This is a genomic window from Streptomyces sp. NPDC039465 (assembly GCF_055639315.1).
In genome coordinates this window covers 419,594-441,992 of sequence record NZ_JBVKAP010000007.1, presented here as the reverse complement: position 1 = coordinate 441,992, position 22,399 = coordinate 419,594, and the positions used below count along the sequence as shown (strand labels likewise).

The following is a 22,399-nucleotide window of genomic DNA, read 5'->3' as shown; positions in this document are numbered from 1 at the left end:
CGGCTTGGGCCATCCGAGGTGCCCAGCCAGCCTCGCCCCGGCCGTCGGCGCCTACGCGAGCTGCGTCGGGAGTTCCGCCGCGTGCAGGACCGTCAGGCCCGACACCGCGCGGGTGAGAGCCACATACAGCCTGCGCAGGCCCGTGCGCTCGTCCGGTTCGCCGTCGACGACGGCGGCGGGCTCGTCGAGGACCACGTAGTCGTACTCCAGGCCCTTCGCCAGCGACGCCGGGACCAGCGTCAGACGCGCCTCGGCGGTGGTCTCCTCGCCCGGCGCGAGGCAGGACAGACCGGCCGCCGCCAGCGCCTCGCGCAGCGGGGCGATCCGGGCGTCGGCCGCGATCAGACCGATCGAGCCCTCGTGGCGCAGCGCCTCCCGGCACGCCGCCACGACCGCCGCGTCGAGCCCGGCGGCGTCCGCGACCGGCCGGATCTCCAGCGAGCCGGGGGTCTCACGGACCGAGGAGACCGGGGCAAGGCCCGGAGACATGTGGGGCAGCAGCCGGGACGCGTACGCGATGACCTCGCGGGGGACGCGGAAGCCCGCCGTCAGCTCCTCCACCGCCGCCTCCGGCTTGCCCAGATGGGTCAGCGCCTCCCGCCAGCTCTCCGTCGCCCACGGCGTGGTGCCCTGGGCCAGGTCGCCGAGGATCGTCGCCGAACCGGTCGTGCAGCGCCGCCCGACCGCCCGGTACTGCATGGGGGAGAGGTCCTGTGCCTCGTCGAGGACGACATGGCCCAGCGACTGGGTGCGTTGCACCAGATCGGTCGCCTCGTCGATCAGAACCGCGTCCGCAGGCGACCACTTCGCCGACTTCACGCTCCGGAACGGCTTCTGCCACAGCAGCAGCTTCTGCTCGTCCTCGGTGAGGATCCCCTCCGCGTGCGCGGCGAGGAACTCGGCGTCGCCCAGCAGCCGCAGCACCAGCTTCGCCGGATCCACCGGCGGCCACACCGCCTTCACCGCGGCCTTGACCGCCGCGTTGCGCGCCACCGCGTCCTGCACCCGGTCGTCCGGCGCCTCGCCCGCCTGCTCCATCCGCACCAGAACCGCGTGCGCGATGCGCTGCGGCAGGGCGTCGCGGGCCGCCCCGTAGCGGATGTCCCGGTCCAGCAACTCCCGTACGATCTCCTCCAGTTCGTACGCCGGGACGCGCCAGCGGCGCGAGCCGCGGACCACGACGAGCGGCTCGGTCGGCAGCGTGACGTGGGAGCGCACGGCCCGGCGCAGGACCTGCGCCATCCGCGCGTCGCCCTTGATCACCGCCGTCTGCGCGGAGTCCTCCCCGCGCACCTCGACATGGGCGACGAGCGAATCGACCGTCGCCTGCCGGACCTCCAACTCGCCGAGCGCGGGCAGGACCTGCTCGATGTAGTGGAGGAAGGACTCGTTCGGTCCGACGACGAGCGTGCCCGTGCGGGCGAGGCGCTCGCGGTGCGCGTACAGCAGATACGCCACCCGGTGCAGGCCCACGGCGGTCTTCCCGGTGCCGGGGCCGCCCTGGACGCAGACCGTGCCGGACAGGCCCGAGCGGACGATCTCGTCCTGCTCGGGCTGGATGGTGGCAACGATGTCCCGCATCGGGCCGACGCGCGGCCGCTCGATCTCCGCCTGGAGCAGCTTCGAGGTCTGTTCCGCCTCTGTCGGGTCGGTCAGGTGCTCGTCCTCGTACGCCGTGAGCTCGCCGCCGGTGTATCCGAAGCGCCGCCGCAGCCGCACGTCCTGCGGGTCCTTCTTCGACGCCCGGTAGAACGGCTGCGACACCGGCGCGCGCCAGTCGATCACCATCGGGTCGCCGTGGGCGTCATGGACGTGGCGACGGCCGATGTAGAAGCGCTGCCCCTCCTGCGTGGTCGGCAGGTAGTCGAGCCGGCCGAAGAACAGCGGGGTGTGCGACAGATCGGCGAGCGCCTTGATCCGTTCCTCGATCTGGGCGCCGAGCACAAGGGAGTTGACCCAGTTCGCGGTCACGTCCTTGATGTCGAGCGCCTCGACGTCCTCGCGCATGGCCCGCAGCGCGGCCCGTGAGGACGTGAGATGGGCGCGCTCGCGCGCGAGCGGGTTTTCGGGATCGGGCGCGGACACGGTGAAGCCTCCGGGTCGGGTACGCGGACACGTCGAGGTGGCCGCCGGTTTCCGACCGGACGGCGGCGCTCCCGGGGGAGGCGGGGGAAGGGGGGAGTCTAGCCTCGGGCCGCGGCGCCGGTCGAACCGTTTTCGCCGGGGTTTCGCCGGGAGTCGTACGGCCCGTATCCGACCCGTAGGGGATGCCCTATGCCTGGAGTCGTACGCGGCAGGGGCGGCGGTTCAGCCCCGGGGCCGACGCTTTCGGCGGCCCGGGAGCCGATCCTTGAGGACATGACCGCAGCCACCTTCACCCCCGCCCCCGCCCCTGCCACCCACCGCATGGGCAACGCCCTGCGCGCGATCAAGGTCTTCGCGGGCGCCGTCGTCAGCGTCGTCGTCCTCGGCGAGTACACCGAGGAGGCGGGCGTCCGCACCCGCCGCGACGACCACGGTCGCGGCGCCTGAGCACCGCGACAGCCGCTGCCGTCCGGCCGGCCGGACGCCTGAGCCCGCCCCCGGCCTTCCCGTGCCGCGACCGCGGCGACCGCTGGCCGGCCGCCTCCCGTAACAGGCCGACGCGCCTGGCCCGCCGCCTCCCGGAGCAGGCCGACGCGCCCAGCCGGCCGCCTCCCGGAGCAGGCCGACGTGCCTAGCCGGCCGCCTCCCGCAGCAGCTCGTCCGCGTCCATGATCCGGTACGCGTACCCCTGCTCGGCCAGGAACCGCTGCCGGTGCGCCGCGAAGTCCTGGTCGATCGTGTCCCGCGCCACCACCGAGTAGAAGTGCGCCTGGTGACCGTCCGCCTTCGGGCGCAGCACCCGGCCCAGGCGCTGTGCCTCCTCCTGCCGCGACCCGAACGTGCCCGACACCTGGATCGCGACCGTCGCCTCGGGCAGATCGATCGAGAAGTTCGCCACCTTCGAGACGACGAGGACGGAGATCTCGCCGTTGCGGAACGCGTCGAAGAGCTTCTCGCGCTGCGCGTTGGACGTCTCGCCCTTGATGACCGGCGCGTCCAGATGCTCACCGAGCTCGTCGAGCTGGTCGATGTACTGGCCGATGACGAGGATCTGCTGCCCGGCGAACTTCTTCACCAGCGCCTCGGTTACCTTCCGCTTCGTCGCGGTCGTCGCGCAGAAGCGGTACTTCTCCTCCGTCTCGGCGGTCGCGTAGGCCAGCCGCTCGGAGTCGGTGAGATTGACCCGGACCTCGACGCAGTCCGCCGGGGCGATGTAGCCCTGCGCCTCGATCTCCTTCCACGGCGCGTCGAACCGCTTGGGCCCGATGAGCGAGAAGACGTCCGACTCGCGGCCGTCCTCCCGTACGAGCGTCGCGGTCAGACCGAGCCGGCGGCGCGCCTGCAGGTCGGCGGTGAACTTGAACACCGGCGCGGGCAGCAGGTGCACCTCGTCGTAGACGATCAGCCCCCAGTCGCGGGAGTCGAACAGCTCCAGGTGCGGATAGACGCCCTTCCGCTTGGTGGTGAGGACCTGGTACGTGGCGATGGTGACGGGGCGGATCTCCTTCTTCGTCCCCGAGTACTCGCCGATCTCGTCCTCGGTCAGCGAGGTCCGCCGCACCAGCTCGCTCTTCCACTGCCGGGCCGAGACGGTGTTGGTGACCAGGATCAGCGTGGTGGCCTTCGCCTGCGCCATGGCACCCGCCCCGACCAGCGTCTTCCCGGCGCCGCAGGGCAGGACGACGACACCGGAGCCGCCGTGCCAGAAGCCGTCGACGGCCTGCTTCTGGTACGGCCGCAGCGCCCAGCCGTCCTCGGCCAGATCGATGCGGTGCGCCTCGCCGTCCACGTACCCGGCGAGGTCCTCGGCGGGCCAGCCCAGCTTCAGCAGCGTCTGCTTGATCTGCCCGCGCTCGGAGGGGTGCACGGCGACGGTGTCCGCGTCGAGCCGGGCTCCGACCAGCGGCTGGACCTTCCTGGAGCGGAGGATCTCCTCCAGGACCGGCCGGTCGGTGGTGGTCAGGACGAGGCCGTGGGTGGGGTGCTTGGCGAGGGTGAGCCGGCCGTAGCGGGCCATGGTCTCGGCGACGTCGACGAGCAGCGCGTGCGGCACGGGGTAGCGGGAGTACTCGACGAGCGCGTCGACGACCTGCTCGGCGTCATGCCCGGCGGCCCGGGCGTTCCACAGGCCGAGCGGGGTGACGCGGTAGGTGTGGATGTGCTCGGGGGCCCGCTCCAGCTCCGCGAAGGGAGCGATGGCACGACGGCACGCCTCGGCCTGCTCGTGGTCGACCTCGAGCAGGAGTGTCTTGTCGCTCTGGACGATCAGTGGTCCGTTCACGTACCTGGATTCCTTCCGCGCGGGCCAAACCTCCAGTGTGCCTCATGCCCGAGATATCAGATCTGGCTCTGGCCAGGGCCGCATGCCGGCCGCGGCTCGCCCGCGCACCCGGTCGACCAGGGCCAACGTGTCGACGGCACTCTCCGCGTCGCCGGTCTGGCGGAACAGATCGGCGGCGAGCTCCAGATTCTCCAGGGCCTCCGTGTTGCAGCCCTGCTGAAGAAGGGCAAACCCAAGCCTCCGGAGCTCGTCGGCCAGACCGTGATCGTCTTTGCCTTCCAGGAACGCTTCCAAGGCGAGGGTGTGCAGCCGTACGGCTTTGTGCCATTTCCCCTGCCGCTGGCGTACGAGGGCCATGTTGCCCAGGGTCATCGCCTCACCACGGCGGTCTCCCAGGCGCCGGAAGGTGCCCAGTGCCTCCTGCTGTGCGGTGAGAGCTGTTTCGAACTCTCCGGCAGCCGTCAGCGTGCCGGCGAAGTTCGACAGCTCGATCGCCCTCTCATGAGGCAGGAGCAGACCGTCGGACATGTCGAGCGCGCGCTTGTGCAGTTCCAGGGCCTGCTCGGCCCTGCCGTCGTCGCGCGTCGCCTTGGCGAGGCTGCCCAGAGCCTGGGCGTAACCGCGCAGGTCGCCCTCCTTCTGGAAGATCTTTGCGGCCTTGCGGAGGGCGCGGGAGGCCTCCTCGGCGCGGCCCAGCTCGGTCAGGGTCTCACCGGTGTTGCTCAGAGCGTGCGCCACTCCGATCCGGTCGCCGGCGCGCTTGAACAGCTGTGCGGCTTCGGTGTGGGCCGCCACGGCCTGTTCGAACTTGCGCTGCTCGTGGAGGGAGAGCCCAAGGTTGTTCAACGCACCGGCCAGGGCCTTTCGCTTCTTCAGCTTCCGGCCGATCTTGATGGCCTTGCCGTGCATGCGAACGGATTTGCGGAGCTTGCGCATGTCCCGAAGCACCACGCCGAGGGCACTCAGCAGAGCGGCCTCACGAAGAGGGTCCCGGAGCCTTCGACTGGACCGGATGCCCGCGGTCAGGACCCACCCGGCATCCTCCAGGTAGCGCATCTCCATCAGGAATTGTGAGACGGGCACCGCCAGGGCAACGCATATCAGGTCGTCGCCGGCCTTGTGAGTCCAGATGGCCGCCGCGACCAGGGAGTGACGCTCGAGTTCGAGCCACTGCAGTGCCGAGGCTCGATCGGCGAAGAGGGGCTCAGCGGTGGGCCGCGGTGCCACGGGGTCGAAGAGCGTTTCACAGGCCCGGGTGGCCATCTTGTGGAAGTGGGCCAGCAGGCGCATGAGGCCCTCGCCCCAGGAGTCGTCGCCCGACGTGAGCTGTTCCCTGGAGTAGAGGCGTACGAGACTGTGCTGCTGCCAGCGGCCGAACGGTTCTCGTGGCTCGACCAGGTGCCGGCGGTCCAGCTCGAGAAGGAGCCGTTCGGTTTCCTTGGTGCTCGCGCCGTACAGCTGTGCCGTGGCTTCGGTGGAGAAGTCCGGTCCGGGGTGCAGGGACATCAGCCGGAAGAGCTTGGCCTGGTCTTTGGTGAGCCTTCGGTACGACAGTTCGAAGGCCGCGGTCACGGCGCGCTTCTCCCGGCTCAGCACGGACAGCCTGGAGTGCGCGTCCTCGAGGTCCTGGCGGAGGTGGGACAGGGGCCGGGTCGGCACGTCCACGAGCAGGGACGCCAGGATGCGCAGGGCCAGCGGCAGACCGCCGCACAGTGCGACGATCCGGTCGGCCTCGCCGGCTTCGGCCGTCACCCGCGCGTCCTCGGGCAGGGCTTTGCCGATGGCGTCGTCCAGCAACTCCCGGCCCCCGTGCGTGGCCAACTCGCGCAGGGTCAGCGCCAGAGCATCCAGCTCCGCCAGGGAGTGCCGCGAGGTCAGAAGCGTGGCCGTGCTCCCGTCACTGGGAAGGAGATGGCGGATCTTGCCGGTGGCCGGTACGTCGTCCAGGACGACCAGGACCCGCCGCCCGGCAGCGGCCAGTGCGCCGAGCGCGGAACGGTAGATGAGCGCGCGTTCCTCGAGCCCGGGCGGGATGTGTTCCGGAGGGATGCCGAGCGCCCGCAGGAGGGTGCCGAGGGCCTGTTTCGGCGACACCTTGCGCTTCGCGTCGTAGCCGTGCAGGTCGACGAAGAGAACGCCCCCGGGGAACCAGCCCTCTTCCCGCAGAGCGCGGTGGGCGGCTTGGAGGACGAGTTCGGTCTTGCCCGTCCCGGCGAGCCCGGTCACGGCAACGGTGCCGGCCGTCTCGTCGGGCGCTGTCGGTGCCAAGGACGCGAGCACCTGTTCCAGCTGGGCGCGGCGGCCCGAGAAGGTGGCCGACTGCCGGGGAAGTCCGGCGAGCGCGGGGTCCGGGCGGTCCGGAAGCGTCAGGGTGACGGTCCGCCCCTGGACGACGACGCCGAAGAAGACTCCTCCGCTGATGTGGTTCTCGGTTCTGTCGGTCATTCGACGGCCTGCCGGTGCCGAGTGAGGGCCCTGTTGAAGGCGAGCACCTCCGCGGTGGTGAACATGCTCCGGGTCTCCTCGGTGACCACGTACCCCACCTCGCGCCAGGCATGGAGGAACGCGGGGTCCAGGCCCATGTCGGCCGCTTGCTCCGCCATGTCCAGCAGCATGGCGTCGAAGTACTCCTTGGTGAGAGGCGTGGGTTCGTCGGCGTCGGGGTCGAAGAAGAGGGGGTCGTCCGGTCCTGGCTCACGGCCGAACTTCTGCCGGAACAGATCCAGTTGGTGTTCCATCCCCTCCATCAACTTCTGTCCGCGGGGAGTGTCGGCCGAGATCCGCACCACGGAACTGCCGTCGGCGTTCCAGATACGCTCGACGGGACGGTCGAATCGTGGGCGCGTGGATGCCGTTCCGCCGGACTTCTTGCGGACTTTGTGCAGAACGGCCTTGCGCACGGCCTCACGTCGCTCGGCCAATCGCTCGTCCGACACCTCCTGTGTGCCGTCCGTGGCGTCGGCCGTGTCCGTCTCGTCGAACTCGGCAGCACTCTCGCGGGCGGCGGCGCTCAGGCCCATTCTGGTGTGCATGCCGATCCAGTCCAGCATGTCCGGGGTGATCGTCTCCGCCCGCGTGGACACCTCCGGAATCCCACGCTCGAAGGCCAGCCGCGGCAGGGCGAGACCGGGCGAACTGGTCCAGAGCAGGGCATCCGATGGGATCGGCTCGGTGAAGGCGGGCACGGCGAAGAGATGCCCGAGGGCTTCGGCGCAAGACATCTCCAGCTCAGGGGCGACAAGAAGGATGTCGAGCACCGGCACCAGCGTCGACGCCTCGTCCAAGGACATGGCCCATGCCGAGGCGTGTTCTCCCATGTCCTCCAGAAGCTCGCCAGGCTTCGCCATGAGCGCCGCGTACAAGGCCGGCAGCAGCATCGCGGATTCCTGTTCCACGGGCAGCCCCGCGTCATGGAACCGGCGCAGCCCGTCGCGGAGAACGGCCTGAGGTGTGTCATCGGCCCACGATTCCTCCTCCCCGTCCCAGAAGCGATTGATCCGCTCCTCCGCGTCCTCCGGCGGGTCGGGGAGCCGCTGATCCAGTGCCGGCCCAAAGACGGCACGGCTGCCCTGGAGGGCCGCCCCGGGCAGCAGCCGGCGGGGTACGCGGCGCTGGTCGAGTCCGGCCGCCTCAAGCCGGCCGGTGAGCGCCAGCATCAGTTCTCCGTCGTCCACCGGCAGCCCCAGCTCCTCGCTCGCCGAGACGGCCTCTCGTGCGAAGCGTTGGATGCCCTTCCCGTGGACGGTGCCGTGCAGGAGACGCAGCCAAGCGTCGCGCGCGTTGGCGAACTCGAACTCATCACTGAACGTTCCGGGCCAGGCCGTTCCCAGGAAGAGCGTGTCCAGCGGGTCGATCTTCTGGTACCAGTTCGGATCGGTCCCCTCCTGCTGGGCGTATCCCAGTGCCGCGTAACCGAACGCGTAGGCACCGGCCAAGCTGAGCTTCCCCGGTGAGTTCGAGCGCAACAGTCGCTCGAGCGCTTCCTCGCCGAGCGCTCGCGGGTCACCATCGCCGATGACTCCGTGTGAAGTGGCTGGGGCCACTTTCCGTGCCCGCTGTTCCCGCTTCTTTCTGGCTGCTTTGCCCACATCGCCCTCCCAGGGGAAAGGATGACGCACCGGAGTCGACTTGGTCTTCCAAGCGGCCTGAGAGACCGCGGTCAGGTATGTGCGCCCAGGTTTGATCGCTCGAAGATGAGTATGTGAGCGGTGGGGCGGGACGGGCCGGGGCGGTGGAATGGGGGCATGCGACGACGACCCGTGATGCGTGTACACCCTGACGTGGCCGCCGCTGCCGCCGCCCGGGAGGCGGCAGCGGCCGCGGCCGCCGGCGTGGCCGACCGGCGGTGGTGGGGGCCGCCGGTGGTGGCGACCGTGGGGGCGGTGGTGCTCGGGCATGTGGGGTCGGGTCCGCTGAGGGAGGGCGCGGACGCGCTCGGCTGGTGGGTGCCCGCCTATCTGGTGCCGCTCGTGCTGGTGGCGGTGAGCTGGTTCCTGCCGCGGACGGCGGGGCACCGCCGGGCCCGGGTCGGGCTCGGCTGGGCGGCCTGTGCGGTGGCGGCGCTGCACGCGTACGTGCTGATGGCCGTCGGCTGGGTGGTGCTGATCGTGATGCTGCTGACCGGGAACGTGACCGCCTAGAGCGCCTAGACCGCGTCGTCGGCGAGTTCGGCGACGCCGGTGATGCGGTGCAGGGGGTACGTACGGACCTCGTCCGCGGTGTGGTCGTACGCCGTCACGAAACCGCCCTCCACCCGGACCGGGGCGATCACGCGCTGGCTGGCGGCGCCGTCGGCGTTCACGTAGCCGATCCAGACCGCGGAGCCGGTCATCGCGGCCGCCTGGACGGTGGCCAGGGTGTCGGCGGGGCTCGTGCGGGGCAGCTCGCCGGGGGCGTGCGGCGGGGCCTGTGGGGCCTCCTTGCGTTCGACGGTGGAGGCGAGGTCACCGGCGCGGATCGCCCGTACCGCCGCGCCCAGGAGCGTCGCGTCGGGGGCGGGCGGGCCGTCCGGGACGGGGGCCGGGGCCGAGCGCGGCGGGGTGCGGTGGGCGTGCGCGCGGGTGATCAGCACATCGCCCTCGGCGGACTCCCCGGCCGGCGCGTACCCCATCGAGCGCAGCCCTTCGAGCAGCGTCGCGGGGTCGGTCTGCGCGGCGAGCACGGTCGGTGCGAGGCGGCGCAGCCGCAGGGGGACGGACCGCTTGTCGGCGAGGATCTCGCCGAGGACGGCGTCGTCGTCGCAGCGTACGTACGCGGAGGCGGCGCCGATTCGGAGGTGGCCGTGCTTGCGGGCCACGTCGTCGACGAGGTAGGCGAGCGGCTGCGGCACCGGCGTACGGGAGTGTGCGACGAGGAAGTCGTGCAGGTCGGACGCGGTCTGCCCGGCGTCGAGGGCGCGCCGTACGGACGCGGCGGTGAAGCGGTAGACGGTCGCCCCGCCCTTGGATTCCACGTCCGCGAGGACGGCAAGCATCTCGGCCAGCGGCCGCTCCAGCGGGCCGGGTGCCACCGCCGTCAGGTCGGCCTGGAGCAGGACGTGGTCGACGGGCTCGGGCAGCAGCGGTGCGATCGCCTCGGCGGCGAGCGCCGCGCGGGCGGTGAGTTCGGCCGGGGTGAGGGGCGCGGCCGGGGCGGCGGGGCCCGTCGTGTCCAGGCCGAGCAGCACGCGCGCGTGCGTCGACAGCGCGCCGCGGCCCGTGATCCCCAGATGCTCCGCCTCGGTCAGCGTCCAGGTGGCGATCCGGGCCCGCAGATCGGCGCCGGACTGGGCGGTGCCGCGCAGCGGGCGGTCCCACTGGAGGCGGGCGAGGACGGATTCGGGGTCGGCGGACGTGCCGGGCGGCAGGGTGCCTTGGAGGGTGAGGACGCGGTGGCGGACCTCCGGGGCCACACCGCGGTCCAGGTCCGGGCCGAGGGCCGACAGGGCGCGGCCCTTGGCGTCCTGGCCGCCGACCAGGCCCGGCGTACGGGTCGCGGAGAGCCAGGCCGTCGCCAGCCGGGCCCAGCGCGCGGCGGGGGGCAGCTCCAGCCAGGTGTCGGCGTCCGGCGTGGGCGCGTACCGCTCGTCCGCCTCGCCGTCGGAGGCCAACAGCCCTGCCGCGTAGGCAAGTTCGACCCAGAAGGCGGCCTCTTGCTCCGGCAGGTCCAGCGCCGTCGCGGTCCGCTTGAGGTCCCGTACGGACAGGCCCCCGGCGCGCAGCACGGCCGGGCCGCCTTCGTTCCACTCCCGCAGCAGCTCCTCGATGGTCGCGAGCGCCCGGTGGGCCTGGCCGGCCGCCGCGCTGTCCACAACCTGTGGACGGTACGTGCGCAGTTCCGCCACCGCCGGAGGCAGCGGCTCCGGCATGCGGTGCGCGCGCCCGGCGCGCAGATGGAGCGCGACCTCGCGCGGGAGCACCACCGTGCGCGGCGACGCGGGCAGCAGCAGGCCACGGTCGCGCAGCCAGCGCACCGGCGGCGCCGGATTCGCCGTCACCTCCCCGTACGGCGGCCCCCACACCAGCCGGTCGAGGACCGTCAGCGCGTCCGACGGCGCCGTGTCGAGGAGTTCACCCATCCGCCGGCGGTCCGTGAACAGCTCCGTCAACGCCGTGACCGCCGACACCGGGTCGTGTGTCGAGCCGAGGCCCGCCGTCGCGATGATCTCCTGGAGCCGGGTCGGGGACATTCCGGACGTGGCCTCCGCGACCGTCGGCCCGAGCCCGGTCGGCGACGGGTGCTGCGGCGACGGCGCGAGCAGTTCACGGGCCGTGCGCACCAGCCGCAGCCGCTCGTCGTCGCCCCACACCAGGGCCTGCTCCCGCAGCAGTTCCACCGCGCGCGGCAGCGCCGCCTCGATGGTCGCGTCGCCCTCGTCGCCGGTGAGCAGGTCGAGCAGGACGTCGTACGGCGCCGGGTCCGGCGCGACCGCCAGCGCCTCCGCGGTCTGCAGCGCGAACCGGTCGAGCCGCTCCAACGCCCGTACGACCGACGCGCGCGTGCCGGCGCGCGTGGCGAGCTGCGTCAGATCGTTCGGTACGGGCGACAGCAGATCGGGGCGGGCCCGCAGCAGCGCGGCCAGCCCGTCGTCGCCCCGCGCCCGCAGCGCCTCCGCGAGGGTGCGGGGCGCAGCCGCACCGCCAGATCCTTCGGGCACGTGCGCCTCCCGATTGCGCTCGCCGGTCCCCATCCGGACCACGTTAGCCCCTGCGCAGGCGCTACCGTCGGGACAGGCTGCTGTGGAGGGCACTGTGGGGATCGAGAGCGACCAGTTGGTCTTCGACTATCTGAGCCGGGTCGGTGACCTGGCACAGCAGCGCCAGCTGCCCGCGAACACGCGCATGCGGCTGGTTTCCGCGCTCCGCGACGAGATCGACCGGCGGCGGACGCAGACGGGCGCGGACAGTCCGGTGGCGGTGCGCCGGATCCTCGGGAGGCTGGGTACGCCGGACGAGGTCGTCGAGTCGGTGTCGGGGCCGTCGGGCGTGGTGCGGCCGGCGGTGCCGCGGCAGCGGGGTGGGGAGCCGGCCGCGCAGGAAGACTGGTGGAGCCTGGACGACGCGGAGTTGGACGCGGAGTTGGAGGTGCCGGGGTTTGTGGGCGGGGTGGAGGTGCCGGAGCTGCTGAAGCGGCCGTCGAAGGTGGCGGGCGCGGAGGTGGAGGCGGATTCGGATTCGGATTCGGACGAGGCGTCCGCCGAGGAGCCCGCCGCACCGAAACGGCGTCTTGGACGTCTCGGGCGCGTCGGGCGCGTCGCGAACCCGTTCCTCTTCCTCGCCGCGCTCCTCCTGCTCGGCGGCGCGGTCTTCGGCAACCTCCTGGCCCTCGCGGCGGGGTGGGCCCTCGCGTACGTCTCCCGCCGCCTGACGCGTACGGAGGCGAAATGGACGGTCCTCGGCCTGCCGGCCCTGGTCGCGGCGGCCTCCGCGATCTGGCTCTGGGGGCGCGTCACCGCGAAATGGGGCCCGCCGATTCCACCGGGGCCTGAGGCGCTGACGTCGGCGCTGTCGACGACGTGGCCGTGGTCGCTGAAGACGGCGGCGGTGGCGTCGGCGACGTTTCTGCTGTGGCGGGCGCGGAGGGGGTAGGGGGCGGGGGTCCGACGGGCGCGGGGGCCCACGGGCGCGGGGGAGGTCGGGGTGGGCCGGGTCCGAGGAGGCGCGGGCCGTCGGGGTGGGCCGGGTCCGAAAGGGCGCCGCCCACCGGGGTGTTGTGCCCACCCTCCCCCAGACTTCGTCCGGGGGCCCCCGCCCTGCGGGACGATTGCCCACAACGGTGCCGCCCGGCGGAGGCTTCGCCGACAACGGGTGCCGCCCACCGAACGGCGTGCCCTTCGCCCGCGCGGCGAAGCTGCCGCCCCCGCCGGGGGCCGGGTGCCGCCCGCTGAGGCGGCGTGTGCCTCCCCCGCGGCGCGAAGCTGCCGCGCCCGCGGGGCCCCGGGGGCTTCGCCCCCGGGCCGTCACTCCCACCAGCCCCCGGCAGGGTTTCGGGAAGGGGCGGTGTGGGGGAAATCCCCCACACCGGGCTACAGCTTCGCGTCAAGCTCCGTGAGGATCCGCGTCGCCGCCGTGTAGCCGATCCCCTGGATCCACAGTTCGTCGTCCACCCCGAACGCCTTCCCCGCCTTCACCGCCCCCAGGTTCCGCCACAGCCCGCTGCCCAGCGTCTGCGTCGCCTTCGCCTTCGACGGGTCGCCGTACGTCGAGTGGATGATGACGTCCGCGTCCGCGAGGTCGATCTTCTCCGGGCTCAGGTCGTAGGAGAAGCCGTCCTTCGCCTTGTCGACGATCGGCGGGCGGCCCAGGCCCGCGTCCTTCAGGATCGTCGAGATGTAGGCCTGGTGGCCGTAGAGGCGGATGTCCGCGCCCTCCATGAAGCGGACCACGTTGACCTTCGTCGCCGCCGCCTTCGCCGGGCCGCCCAGGGACTGGGTGACCTTCCGCGCCTGCGCGTCGTACGCGGCCGTGACCTTCGCGGCCTCCGTCTTCTTCCCCAGCGCGTCCGCGTGCAGCTGGAAGTTCTCCTTCCAGGGGTAGCCGGTCGTCTCCGTCATCACCGTCGGCGCGATCTTCTTCAGTTCCGCGTACTTGTCGCCGTGGCGGATCTTGCTCGTAAGGATGAGATCGGGCGCCAGCTCGGCGATCGCCTCCAGGTTCGGGTTCATCATCTCGCCGACGTCCTTGACGCCCTGGAGCTTCTCCTTGGGGAGGTAGCCAGGGAAGCCGTTCGCCGCGTCGACGTGCGTCGCGCCGACCGGCTTCACGCCCAGGGTGAGCGCGGAGTCCAGTTCGGCGGTGTCGAGGACGACGACCCGCTGCGGCGCGTCCTTGACGGTGACGTCACCCATCGCCGTCTTGACGACGTGCGTACGGCCCGACGGGCCCGCCGCCCCGTCGGACCCGCCGGACCCGCCGGACGACCCGCCGCAGCCCGTCAGCGCGAGCGCGGCGACGACGGCGAGGCCGCCCAGCCGGGCGGTCATCGAGTGCCTCATGGAGTAGGTCCTTCCGAAGGAGGGGCGAAGACACGAACAAGAACAGGAACAAGAACAGGAACAAGAACAGGAACAAGAACAGGAACAAGAACAGGACAGGTCAGCCGGACACGCTGTCCGCCGGCGCCGCCGCCACACCGTCCCCGTCCGCCCGCCACGGCGACCCCGGCACCACCAGCGGCGACCCCGTCACCGGATCCGGGATCACCACCGACTCCAAGCCGAAGACCTCCCGGACGAGTGACTCTGTGACGATCTCCGCCGGCGGGCCCTGCGCGACGACACGGCCCGACTTCATCGCGATCAGATGGTCGGCGTACCGCGCCGCCTGGTTCAGGTCGTGCAGCACCACGACGACCGTCCGGCCCCGGCCGTGGTTCAGCTGGCGTACGAGGTCGAGGACCTCCACCTGGTGCGAGATGTCCAGATAGGTCGTCGGCTCGTCGAGCAGCAGCAGGTCCGTCTCCTGCGCCAGCGCCATCGCGATCCACACGCGCTGCCGCTGCCCGCCGGAGAGTTCGTCCACCGGCCGCTCGGCCAGCGCGCTCACGTCCGTACGCTCCATCGCGTCGACGACGGCCCGCTCGTCCTCGTCCGACCACTGCTTCCACCACGCCTGGTGCGGCTGCCGGCCGCGTGACACCAGGTCGGCGACGGTGATCGCCTCCGGGGCGACGGGGGTCTGCGGCAGCAGGCCGATCGACTGGGCGATCTTCTTCGTGGGGATCTTCGCCAGCTCCTGCCCGTCGAGCAGGACCGCGCCGCTCTTCGGCTTCAGCAGCCGCCCGAGCGCCCGCAGAGTGGTCGACTTGCCGCAGGCGTTCGGGCCGACGATCACCGTGACCTTGCCGTCGGGGACGGCCAGGTCCAATTCGTCGACGACCACGCGGTCCTCGTACGCGAGCGTCAGCGCCCGCGCCGTCAGCCTGCTCACGCCTTACCTCCTGCGCCACGGCTCCGGATGATGAGCCAGATCAGATACGGGGCCCCGACCGCCGCCGTCAGCACACCCACCGGCAGCTCCGTCGGGGCGAAGAGCCTGCGGCCCAAGAGATCGGCGAGGACGACGATCACCGCGCCCATGAGGGCCGAGCTGAGCAGCGGGATCTGGGCCGTACGGGTCAGCCGGCGGGCCACCTGCGGGGCCAGCAGTGCCACGAAGTCGACCGGCCCCGCCACGCCGGTCGCGACGGACGCCAGGACCACACCGAGCAGGACGAGCCCGAGCCGTACGCGGCCGAGCCGGACGCCGAGCCCGGTGGCCGTGTCGTCGTCGAGGGAGACGTTCCGCTGGGCGCGGGCCGCCCACGCCACGGCCGGGAGCAGCACGAGCAATGACCAGCCGAGCGGCGCGGCCTCGTCCCAGCCGCGGCCGTTGAGGGAGCCCGTCATCCAGATCTGGGCCTGCTGGGCGACGAGGTAGTCGCCCTTCGTCATGAAGAGGGTCGTCACCGAACGCAGCGCGATCGCGAAGCCGATGCCGATGAGGACGAAGCGCGTGGCGTGCAGCCCGCCGCGCCAGGCGAAGACGTACACGAGGGCGGCGGCCGCGATCCCGCCGATGACGGAGAGGTACGGGAGGACGGCGAACGACGTGACGCCGAACGTCATCGCACCGACCGTCAGCGCGCCCGCGCCCTGGCTGATGCCGATGATGTCCGGGCTGGCGAGCGGATTGCGGGCGACGGTCTGGATGAGCGCGCCCGCGACACCGAAGGCGGCGCCGACGAGGAGGCCGACGACGAGCCGGGGCAGGCGCAGGGTGCCGACGACGAGTTCGGCGGAGGAGGGCCGGCCGAGGAGCACGTCGAGGACGTCGCCGGGGGCGACGAACCGCTCCCCGGCACAGAGGTACGCCACCGATCCGGCGGCCAGCACGACGGCGAGCGCGACCGCGACGACCGCGGCCCGCCGGTGCAGCAGAAAACTCCCCCGCCCGGCGCGCACCACCCCGTACCCACCGGGCCGGACCCCTCCCCGCGCCCGGACTCCGCGCACAGTCGCGTCGCTCACGCGGGCACCGCCTTCCTACGCACCAGGGTCACCAGGAACGGCACCCCGATCAGCGCTGTCATCACACCCGCCGGGACCTCGCTCGGGGGGAAGATCACGCGGCCGATCACGTCCGAGACCAGCAGCATCACCGGCCCGATCAGGGCCGCCATCGGCAGCACCCAGCGGTGGTCGCTGCCGACGATCGCGCGGGCGATGTGCGGGACCGCCAGGCCGATGAAGGCGATCGGGCCGGCCGCCGCCACGCCCGCGCCGGTCAGGACCGTCGCGCCGACGCCGCCCACGATCCGTACCGTCGCCACCCGCTGGCCCAGGCCCTTCGCCACGTCCTCGCCGAGCGCCAGGGCGTCCAGGCCGCGCGCCACGGAGAGCACCAGCACCGCGCCGAGCAGCAGGAACGGCCAGATCTGGCCCACCACGGCCGCCTCGCGCCCGGCCACCGACCCGATCTGCCAGAACCGGAACTCGTCCAGTGCCGACGCCTTCGTCGTCAGGATGCCGGTGGTCACCGACAGCAGCAGCGCGTTGATCGCCGCTCCGCCCAGGGCGAGCTTCACCGGCGTCGCCCCGCCCCGGCCGCTGGACGCGATGGCGTACACCGCGACCGACGCGACGGCCGCGCCCGCGAACGCGAACCAGACGTAGCCGGTGAGGGTGTGCACCCCCGCGAAGGCGATCGCCGCGACCACCCCGACCGAGGCGCCCTGGCTGATGCCGAGGATGCCCGGGTCGGCGATGGGGTTACGGGTGATGCCCTGGAGCGCCGTGCCCGCGAGGGCGAGGGCGGCGCCGACCATCAGGCCGATGAGGGTGCGGGGCACGCGCAGTTCACGGACGACCTGCGCGGCGTCGCTCTGCCCGCCGTGCAGGAGGGCGTCGAGCACCGCGGAGGGCGCGACGGCGCGGGCGCCGACGCCGAGGCTCAGCAGGATCGCGACCAGCAGGGCCACGACGGCCGCCGCGGTCGCGAGGACCCGTCGGGTGCGGAAGGGGGCGGCTGGCATCGAAACCCATCGAACGTGGCCGAGAACGTGACAAGAGGTTGGTAAGGCTTCGCTAAGTCTAAGCAGGGCCTGCGGCCGGCCTTCGGCCGCCCTTCGGCCGCCCTTCGGCCGCCCTTCGGCCGCCCTTCGGCCGCCCGACGACCGTCGCCCACGTCTCTGCCCATACCCCGGACGGCCAACCCCGGCCGGGTTACCGCCCCGGCACAATGGCCCCCATGCCTTCGCTCCCCGCCCTCCCGCTCACCGTCGGCTTCGACCTCGACATGACCCTGATCGACTCCCGGCCGGGCATCCACGCCGCGTACGTGGCCCTCGCCGCGGAGACCGGTGTGGTGATCGACGCCGATCTGGCGGTGACCCGGCTCGGGCCGCCGCTGGACTGGGAGCTCGCGCACTGGTTCCCGGCGGACGCCGTCCCGGCGATGGCCGACCGCTACCGGGAGATATATCCGCAGTACGCCATCGAGCCGTCTCCCGCCATGCCCGGTGCGAAGGATGCGATTCAAGCCGTTCATGACGCGGGCGGCCGGACCGTCGTCGTCACCGCCAAGCACGAACCGAACGCCAAACTGCACCTCAGCCACCTGGGCATCGAGCCGCACGCCGTCGTCGGCTGGCTGTGGGCCGAGGCCAAGGCGGAGGCGCTGCGCGAGTACGGCGCGGGCGTGTACGTGGGCGACCACACCGGGGATGTGCGCGGGGCGCGTACCGCCGGCGCGCTCTCGATCGCCGTATCGACCGGGCCGTGCGACGAGGCCGAGCTGCGCGCGGCGGGCGCCGATGTCGTCCTGCCCGATCTGACCGGGTTCCGGACCTGGCTGGAGGGCTACCAGGCCTACCGGCCCTGAAGCGCCGCCCCTCGCGCCTGGCGGCGCTGGGCCGCGATCGACCGCAGCACGCCCGCCGCGGCGATCAGGAAGCCGACGCCCATCAGCATGCAGACGGCGTACGCCACCGGCGGGAACGGGTCGGTCCCGAGGAACAGCGGGGCCACAGTGACCAATGTGGCCACCGCGCCGATGATGAAGACGATCGCTCCGGCACGGACGAGACCGTCTCCGGGCGCGGCGCTGTTCGAAGGGGTTTCACTACGCATTCAGCCAGGGTAGTTCCCCGGCCGGAGGAACAAACCAGCGACGTCTTGTCACCAGCTCCTGGACCATTAGCCTTGGTGCTTGGCGGGTCGGGCGACCCGCTGTAGTGCTATCCAGAGCCGAATTTCCGGCATCACCCATCGAGTACGAGGACGAGGACAGACGTGCCTACCGGCAAGGTCAAGTGGTTCAACAGCGAGAAGGGCTTCGGCTTTCTCTCCCGCGACGACGGCGGCGACGTCTTCGTCCACTCGTCGGTGCTCCCTGCCGGAGTCGAGGCCCTCAAGCCGGGCCAGCGCGTGGAATTCGGCGTGGTCGCCGGGCAGCGCGGTGACCAGGCGCTCTCGGTGACGGTCCTCGACCCGACTCCCTCCGTGGCGGCCGCGCAGCGCCGCAAGCCGGACGAACTGGCATCGATCGTCCAGGACCTGACGACGCTGCTGGAGAACATCACGCCGATGCTGGAGCGCGGCCGCTACCCCGACAAGGTGCACGGCAAGAAGATCGCGGGCCTGCTGCGGGCCGTCGCCGACCAGCTGGACGTGTAGCCCGTCGCCCGTACGGCCCAGTCGTACGGCCTCGAACGTACGAGCTGGCCGTACGCCGGGACCGGACGCCGGGTCGTATGACTCGGACCGGATGACCCGGCCCGTACGGCCTGATCCGTACGGCCTCATACGAACGACAGCGCGTCGCGGCCGAGGGGAGGTACCAGCCCCTCGGCCGCCGCGCGTGTCAGCAGCCCCCGCACCGCCGCGTAGCCGTCCTCGCCGAGGTCGGCCGTGAATTCATTGACGTAGAGACCAATGTGCTGATCGGCCACCATCGGGTCCATCTCCTGCGCGTGTTCCAGTACGTACGGCAGGGAGGCGGCCGGGTCGTCCCAGGCCATCCGGACCGAGGTGCGGGCCGCGTCGGCGAGTCGCCGCAGGGTCTCCTCGCCGAGCGAGCGCTTGGCGATGATCGCGCCGAGCGGGATGGGCAGGCCCGTGGTCCGCTCCCAGTGCTCGCCCATGTCCGCAAGACTGTGCAGCCCGTAATTCTGATAGGTGAACCTGGCCTCGTGGATGACGAGGCCCGCGTCGACCTTCCCGTCCCGGACGGCCGGCATGATCTCGTGGAACGGCATCACGACGACCCCGCCGACGCCCTCCGGGACCACGTCCGCCGCCCACAGCCGGAACAGCAGATACGCCGTCGACCGCTCGCTCGGCACGGCGACGGTCTTGCCGGTCAAGTCCACGCCGGGCTCGCGGGTGAGCACGAGCGGGCCGCAGCCACGGCCCAGGGCGCCGCCGCAGGGGAGCAGGGCGTACTCGTCCAGGACCCAGGGCAGGACCGCGTAGGAGACCTTCAGGATGTCGAACTCGCCGCGTTCGGCCATGCCGTTCGTGAGGTCGATGTCGGCGAAGGTGACGTCGATCTTGGGGGCGCCGGGGACCCGGCCGTGCGCCCAGGCGTCGAAGACGAAGGTGTCGTTCGGGCAGGGCGAGTAGGCGATCTTCAGGGCCTTCGGCGTCACTTCGCCTCCACGAAGACGGTCCGGCTGAGCAGCTGGAAGGTGTAGCGCAGGGAGTCCATCGCCTGGCCGATCCGCCAGGCGGCCCGGTCGCGCGGGCCGACCGCGTTGGAGACCGCGCGGATCTCGACGACGGGTACGCCGTGCGCGGCGGCGGCCTCGGCGACACCGAAGCCCTCCATCGCCTCGGCGGCGGCGCGGGGGTGACGTGCCGCCAGCTCGGCGGCGCGGGCGGCGGTGCCGGTGACGGTGGAGACGGTCAGGACGGGCGCGACGAGATGGCGCTGCCCGCCGTCGGCGAGGGCCCGCGCGATCCGTGCGGTCAGGTCGGCCGGGCAGGGGTGCGTGGAGCGCCCGAAACCGAGCTCCTCCACGGTCAGATAGCCGTCCTGGGTCTGCGCCCCGAGGTCGGCGGCGACGATCTCGTCGGAGACGACGACGGCCCCGAGCGGAGCCTGCGGCGCGAACCCGCCGGCGATCCCGGCGGAGATGACGAGGTCGTACGCGCCACTGCCCTGGGCCAGCGCGGTCGCGGCCCCGACGGCCGCGGCGGCGGGCCCGACCCCGGCGATGAGGACGTCCACGACGGCGTCCGTCTCGTTCGGGGGCGGCACCTCGCGCGAGGCGGTCCCGGGGGCGGGCGCGGCGACCGCGGCGTACGGGCCGCCGGGCGTCCGGGTGTCCGGCCCTCCGGAGGTCCCCGGCACGGGCAGCACACCCGCCCTGCGGCGCAGGACGAAGCCGCCCAGGAGTGGGATGTCACCCGAGCCCGGGCCGCCGAGGGAGGTGAGGCCGGCGGCGACGGAGTCCGCCTCCGCCGGTACGGCCGTCACCACGAGCGTCCGGAGAGTCAGGACGCCTTCTTCAGCTCGAAGTGCCAGATGCCGGTCAGCTTCTTGCCGCTGGTCTCGACGATGCTGATCTGCGCCTTGTTCGCCGTCTCGCCGGTCTGGCTGGAGAAGAAGGCGCTGGCCGGAATGGTCCGGTAGGTCTTCTTGTACGGCTCCTGCTCGGCCTGCTGGCCGCCGATGAAGAGCGTCCAGCCGTTCTCCGCGATCTCGGGGTCGACCCCGAAGCGGATCTTGTCGTCCATGGAGACCGTGAGGGTCTTCTCGGCCTTCTTGTTCAGGCAGGCCTGGATCTGCGACTCCTTGATGGCGTCGCCGTCGTTGTAGCAGGACGCCTCGGTGTGGACCGAGTCGCTGCCGACCGTCACGGTCGCGAGCGGCGTCGGCTTGTCGCAGGCGGAGAGCACGAGGAGCCCGGCGGAGACAGCGCCGAGGGCGGCGGCGGCCCGGCGGCGCCTGCCGGAGAAGTACGCAACGGTCATGGCCCGAAGGCTATCGGGCCAGGCGCCGGAGGGCGCACGGGGGGCGCCACCGTGTCCCGCCCGGCTCGTGCCACCCGGGCCCACGGGCCGCGCCCGGCTCACACCACGCGGGGCCGCGTCGGCTGCTCCGGGCCGGAGCCGTGGTGCGCGCCACGCCGGGCCGCCTTCAGCAGGCCCCGTACCGCGAGGAGCGCGCCCAGAGCCAGCAGGCCCGCCGCCACGCCCATGCCGAGGGAGCCGTTCAGCGGCAGGGCGATGCCGATCGCGCCGCCCACCACCCAGGACATCTGGAGCAGCGTCTCGGAGCGGGCGAACGCGGAGGTGCGCACCACCTCCGGGACGTCACGCTGGATCATCGCGTCCAGGGAGAGCTTGGACAGGGCCTGCGAGAGGCCCGCCGTCGCGCCGAGCACGGCCACCATCAGCCCGCCGAAGAACGCCGACGCGAGGACGGCCGCCGTCAGCGCCAGCGTCAGCATCGTGGCCACGATCAGCTCGGGGGCGCGGGCCCTGAGCCAGGAGCCGATCGCCGTGCCGCAGGCGTTGCCGACGCCCGCCGCGACGCCGACGATGCCCAGGGAGACCGCCGCGCTCTGCCCGCCCAGCGGGTGCTCGCGCAGCAGGAACGCCAGGAAGAAGATCAGGAAGCCGGAGAGGGCGCGGTGCGCGGCGTTCGCCTGGAGGCCGTGCAGGACGGACGGGCCGACCGTGCGCAGGCTGGGCTTCTGCTCGCCGTGGGTGAGCATGTGCGCCTTGCGCTCGCCCTTCGCCGAGTCGACCTTGTGCGGCATCGTGAACGCCCAGTACGTGCCCAGCAGGAACAGCGCGCACGCGCCGTACAGCGGCCAGGGTGGCCCGACCACCTGGAGGCCTGCCCCGATCGGGGCGGCGATGCCGGTGGCCAGCAGACCCGCGAGGGTGACGCGGGAATTCGCCTTGACGAGCGAGAAACCTGGTGGGAGCAGCCGGGGGACGACCGCGCTGCGTACGACGCCGTACGCCTTGGAGGCGACCAGGACCCCCAGCGCGGCCGGGTACAGCTCCAGGCCGCCGGTGGCGACCGCGCCGGACATGGTCAGGGCGAGGACGGCCCGGGTCAGCATCGCGCCGGCCATCGCGGCGCGGCGGCCGTGCGGGATGCGGTCCAGGAGCGGGCCGATGACGGGGGCGAGAAGGGTGAACGGCGCCATCGTGATGGCGAGGTAGAGAGCGACCCGGCCGCGGGCCTCGTCGGTGGGGACGGAGAAGAAGACCGTGGAGGCTAGCGCGACGGTGATCATGACGTCGCCGGCGCCGTTCACGGCGTGGAGTTCGATCAGTTTCCCGAGGCCCGACTCGCCCGCGCCATGGGCGTGGGTAGCTTTTCGGATACCTCGGGCCGTGCCGGTGAACGGCAGGTGCAGGGCGCGGCCGACCGTCCGGCCCGCTCTGCGGAGCGGCCCGGGGGCTTGGGACGACCTCGCGGCTGCCACCCCGTCATAGTGCCCCAACCCTCTCCCGCCCGAACCGCGATGCGGGCCACTTGGGACGGGCAGGTGGGCGGCGGGCTGCGGAGGGGGTAGCGTGCGTAGCGCGCCACCGGCGGAAGATCTCGGCCGCGC

The 22,399-nt window shown here is 72.4% G+C and carries 19 protein-coding genes; 5 read left to right on the top strand and 14 right to left on the bottom strand.

The features are described 5' to 3' along the window. Positions 1-51: 51 nt before the first annotated feature. On the bottom strand, positions 52-2,007 hold the full coding sequence (locus tag ACZ7LT_RS24810; protein WP_471238358.1) for a HelD family protein: 1,956 nt from the start codon (positions 2,005-2,007) through the stop codon (positions 52-54). Positions 2,008-2,358: 351 nt separating this feature from the next. Between ACZ7LT_RS24810 and ACZ7LT_RS24805 the strand changes: the two genes are divergently transcribed. Continuing rightward, positions 2,359-2,532 (top strand): hypothetical protein, encoded by a 174-nt coding sequence (locus ACZ7LT_RS24805; protein ID WP_471238290.1) that lies wholly within the window; start codon positions 2,359-2,361, stop codon positions 2,530-2,532. A gap of 184 nt (positions 2,533-2,716) precedes the next feature. On the opposite strand, the gene ACZ7LT_RS24800 is transcribed toward ACZ7LT_RS24805, so the two are convergent. Genes ACZ7LT_RS24800 through ACZ7LT_RS24790 form a run of 3 tightly spaced genes read right to left on the bottom strand, consistent with a single transcriptional unit; the run spans position 2,717 to position 8,301 of the window. Then, positions 2,717-4,366 (bottom strand): DNA repair helicase XPB, encoded by a 1,650-nt coding sequence (locus tag ACZ7LT_RS24800; RefSeq protein ID WP_471238289.1) that lies wholly within the window; start codon positions 4,364-4,366, stop codon positions 2,717-2,719. Between the two features lie 42 nt (positions 4,367-4,408). Further along, positions 4,409-6,811 carry a tetratricopeptide repeat protein gene (locus ACZ7LT_RS24795; RefSeq protein ID WP_471238287.1) on the bottom strand — a complete coding sequence of 801 codons (2,403 nt, stop codon included), beginning with the start codon at positions 6,809-6,811 and terminating at the stop codon, positions 4,409-4,411. Continuing rightward, complete coding sequence (locus tag ACZ7LT_RS24790) at positions 6,808-8,301, bottom strand: hypothetical protein (RefSeq protein WP_471238285.1); 1,494 nt, start codon at positions 8,299-8,301, stop codon at positions 6,808-6,810. Before ACZ7LT_RS24790 ends, ACZ7LT_RS24795 begins: the two co-directional genes overlap by 4 nt. Before the next feature lie 309 nt (positions 8,302-8,610). On the opposite strand from ACZ7LT_RS24790, the gene ACZ7LT_RS24785 reads away from it, so the two are divergent. Continuing rightward, positions 8,611-9,006, top strand: coding sequence for a hypothetical protein (locus ACZ7LT_RS24785; protein ID WP_471238284.1), 396 nt, complete (start codon positions 8,611-8,613; stop codon positions 9,004-9,006). A 5-nt stretch (positions 9,007-9,011) separates the two neighbouring features. Here the strand turns inward: ACZ7LT_RS24785 and ACZ7LT_RS24780 are convergent, their stop codons facing one another. Continuing rightward, entirely contained in the window at positions 9,012-11,534 is a 2,523-nt protein-coding gene (locus ACZ7LT_RS24780) for a helicase-associated domain-containing protein (RefSeq protein WP_471238283.1), read from the bottom strand. Positions 11,535-11,595: 61 nt separating this feature from the next. Between ACZ7LT_RS24780 and ACZ7LT_RS24775 the strand changes: the two genes are divergently transcribed. Continuing rightward, on the top strand, positions 11,596-12,432 hold the full coding sequence (locus ACZ7LT_RS24775; RefSeq protein WP_471238282.1) for a hypothetical protein: 837 nt from the start codon (positions 11,596-11,598) through the stop codon (positions 12,430-12,432). 437 nt (positions 12,433-12,869) lie between these two features. Here ACZ7LT_RS24775 and ACZ7LT_RS24770 read toward each other — a convergent pair whose 3' ends face one another. From ACZ7LT_RS24770 to ACZ7LT_RS24755, 4 genes are all read right to left on the bottom strand, one after another. Next, positions 12,870-13,838 carry an ABC transporter substrate-binding protein gene (locus ACZ7LT_RS24770; RefSeq protein WP_471238281.1) on the bottom strand — a complete coding sequence of 323 codons (969 nt, stop codon included), beginning with the start codon at positions 13,836-13,838 and terminating at the stop codon, positions 12,870-12,872. 100 nt (positions 13,839-13,938) lie between these two features. Next, the gene (locus tag ACZ7LT_RS24765; protein WP_471238280.1) at positions 13,939-14,772 is read right to left on the bottom strand and encodes an ABC transporter ATP-binding protein; all 834 of its coding nucleotides are present in this window, start codon (positions 14,770-14,772) and stop codon (positions 13,939-13,941) included. After that, a complete protein-coding gene (locus ACZ7LT_RS24760) occupies positions 14,769-15,851 on the bottom strand; it encodes a FecCD family ABC transporter permease (protein WP_471238278.1) in 1,083 nt (360 codons plus the stop codon). Before ACZ7LT_RS24760 ends, ACZ7LT_RS24765 begins: the two co-directional genes overlap by 4 nt. Then, positions 15,848-16,855 carry a FecCD family ABC transporter permease gene (locus tag ACZ7LT_RS24755; RefSeq protein WP_471238277.1) on the bottom strand — a complete coding sequence of 336 codons (1,008 nt, stop codon included), beginning with the start codon at positions 16,853-16,855 and terminating at the stop codon, positions 15,848-15,850. The genes ACZ7LT_RS24760 and ACZ7LT_RS24755 overlap by 4 nt, the downstream gene beginning before the upstream one ends. Before the next feature lie 206 nt (positions 16,856-17,061). Here ACZ7LT_RS24755 and ACZ7LT_RS24750 point away from each other — a divergent pair, with 206 nt between their 5' ends. Next, positions 17,062-17,703, top strand: coding sequence for an HAD family hydrolase (locus tag ACZ7LT_RS24750; RefSeq protein WP_471238276.1), 642 nt, complete (start codon positions 17,062-17,064; stop codon positions 17,701-17,703). Here ACZ7LT_RS24750 and ACZ7LT_RS24745 read toward each other — a convergent pair. Next, positions 17,691-17,951: a hypothetical protein gene (locus ACZ7LT_RS24745; RefSeq protein ID WP_471238275.1), complete on the bottom strand. Its 261-nt coding sequence runs from the start codon at positions 17,949-17,951 to the stop codon at positions 17,691-17,693. The genes ACZ7LT_RS24750 and ACZ7LT_RS24745 overlap by 13 nt on opposite strands. Before the next feature lie 162 nt (positions 17,952-18,113). Here ACZ7LT_RS24745 and ACZ7LT_RS24740 point away from each other — a divergent pair, with 162 nt between their 5' ends. Beyond that, positions 18,114-18,497: a cold-shock protein gene (locus tag ACZ7LT_RS24740; protein ID WP_189550285.1), complete on the top strand. Its 384-nt coding sequence runs from the start codon at positions 18,114-18,116 to the stop codon at positions 18,495-18,497. Positions 18,498-18,622: 125 nt separating this feature from the next. Here ACZ7LT_RS24740 and ACZ7LT_RS24735 read toward each other — a convergent pair whose 3' ends face one another. The 4 genes from ACZ7LT_RS24735 to ACZ7LT_RS24720 form a co-directional block, all read right to left on the bottom strand. Continuing rightward, entirely contained in the window at positions 18,623-19,471 is an 849-nt protein-coding gene (locus tag ACZ7LT_RS24735) for a 1,4-dihydroxy-6-naphthoate synthase (protein ID WP_471238274.1), read from the bottom strand. Further along, on the bottom strand, positions 19,468-20,304 hold the full coding sequence (locus ACZ7LT_RS24730; protein ID WP_471238273.1) for a futalosine hydrolase: 837 nt from the start codon (positions 20,302-20,304) through the stop codon (positions 19,468-19,470). The genes ACZ7LT_RS24735 and ACZ7LT_RS24730 overlap by 4 nt, the downstream gene beginning before the upstream one ends. Positions 20,305-20,318: 14 nt before the next feature. Continuing rightward, positions 20,319-20,798, bottom strand: a complete 480-nt coding sequence (locus ACZ7LT_RS24725) for a DUF2771 domain-containing protein (RefSeq protein ID WP_471238272.1) — start codon at positions 20,796-20,798, stop codon at positions 20,319-20,321. Between the two features lie 98 nt (positions 20,799-20,896). After that, positions 20,897-22,270, bottom strand: coding sequence for an MFS transporter (locus ACZ7LT_RS24720; RefSeq protein WP_471238271.1), 1,374 nt, complete (start codon positions 22,268-22,270; stop codon positions 20,897-20,899). Positions 22,271-22,399: the final 129 nt, after the last annotated feature.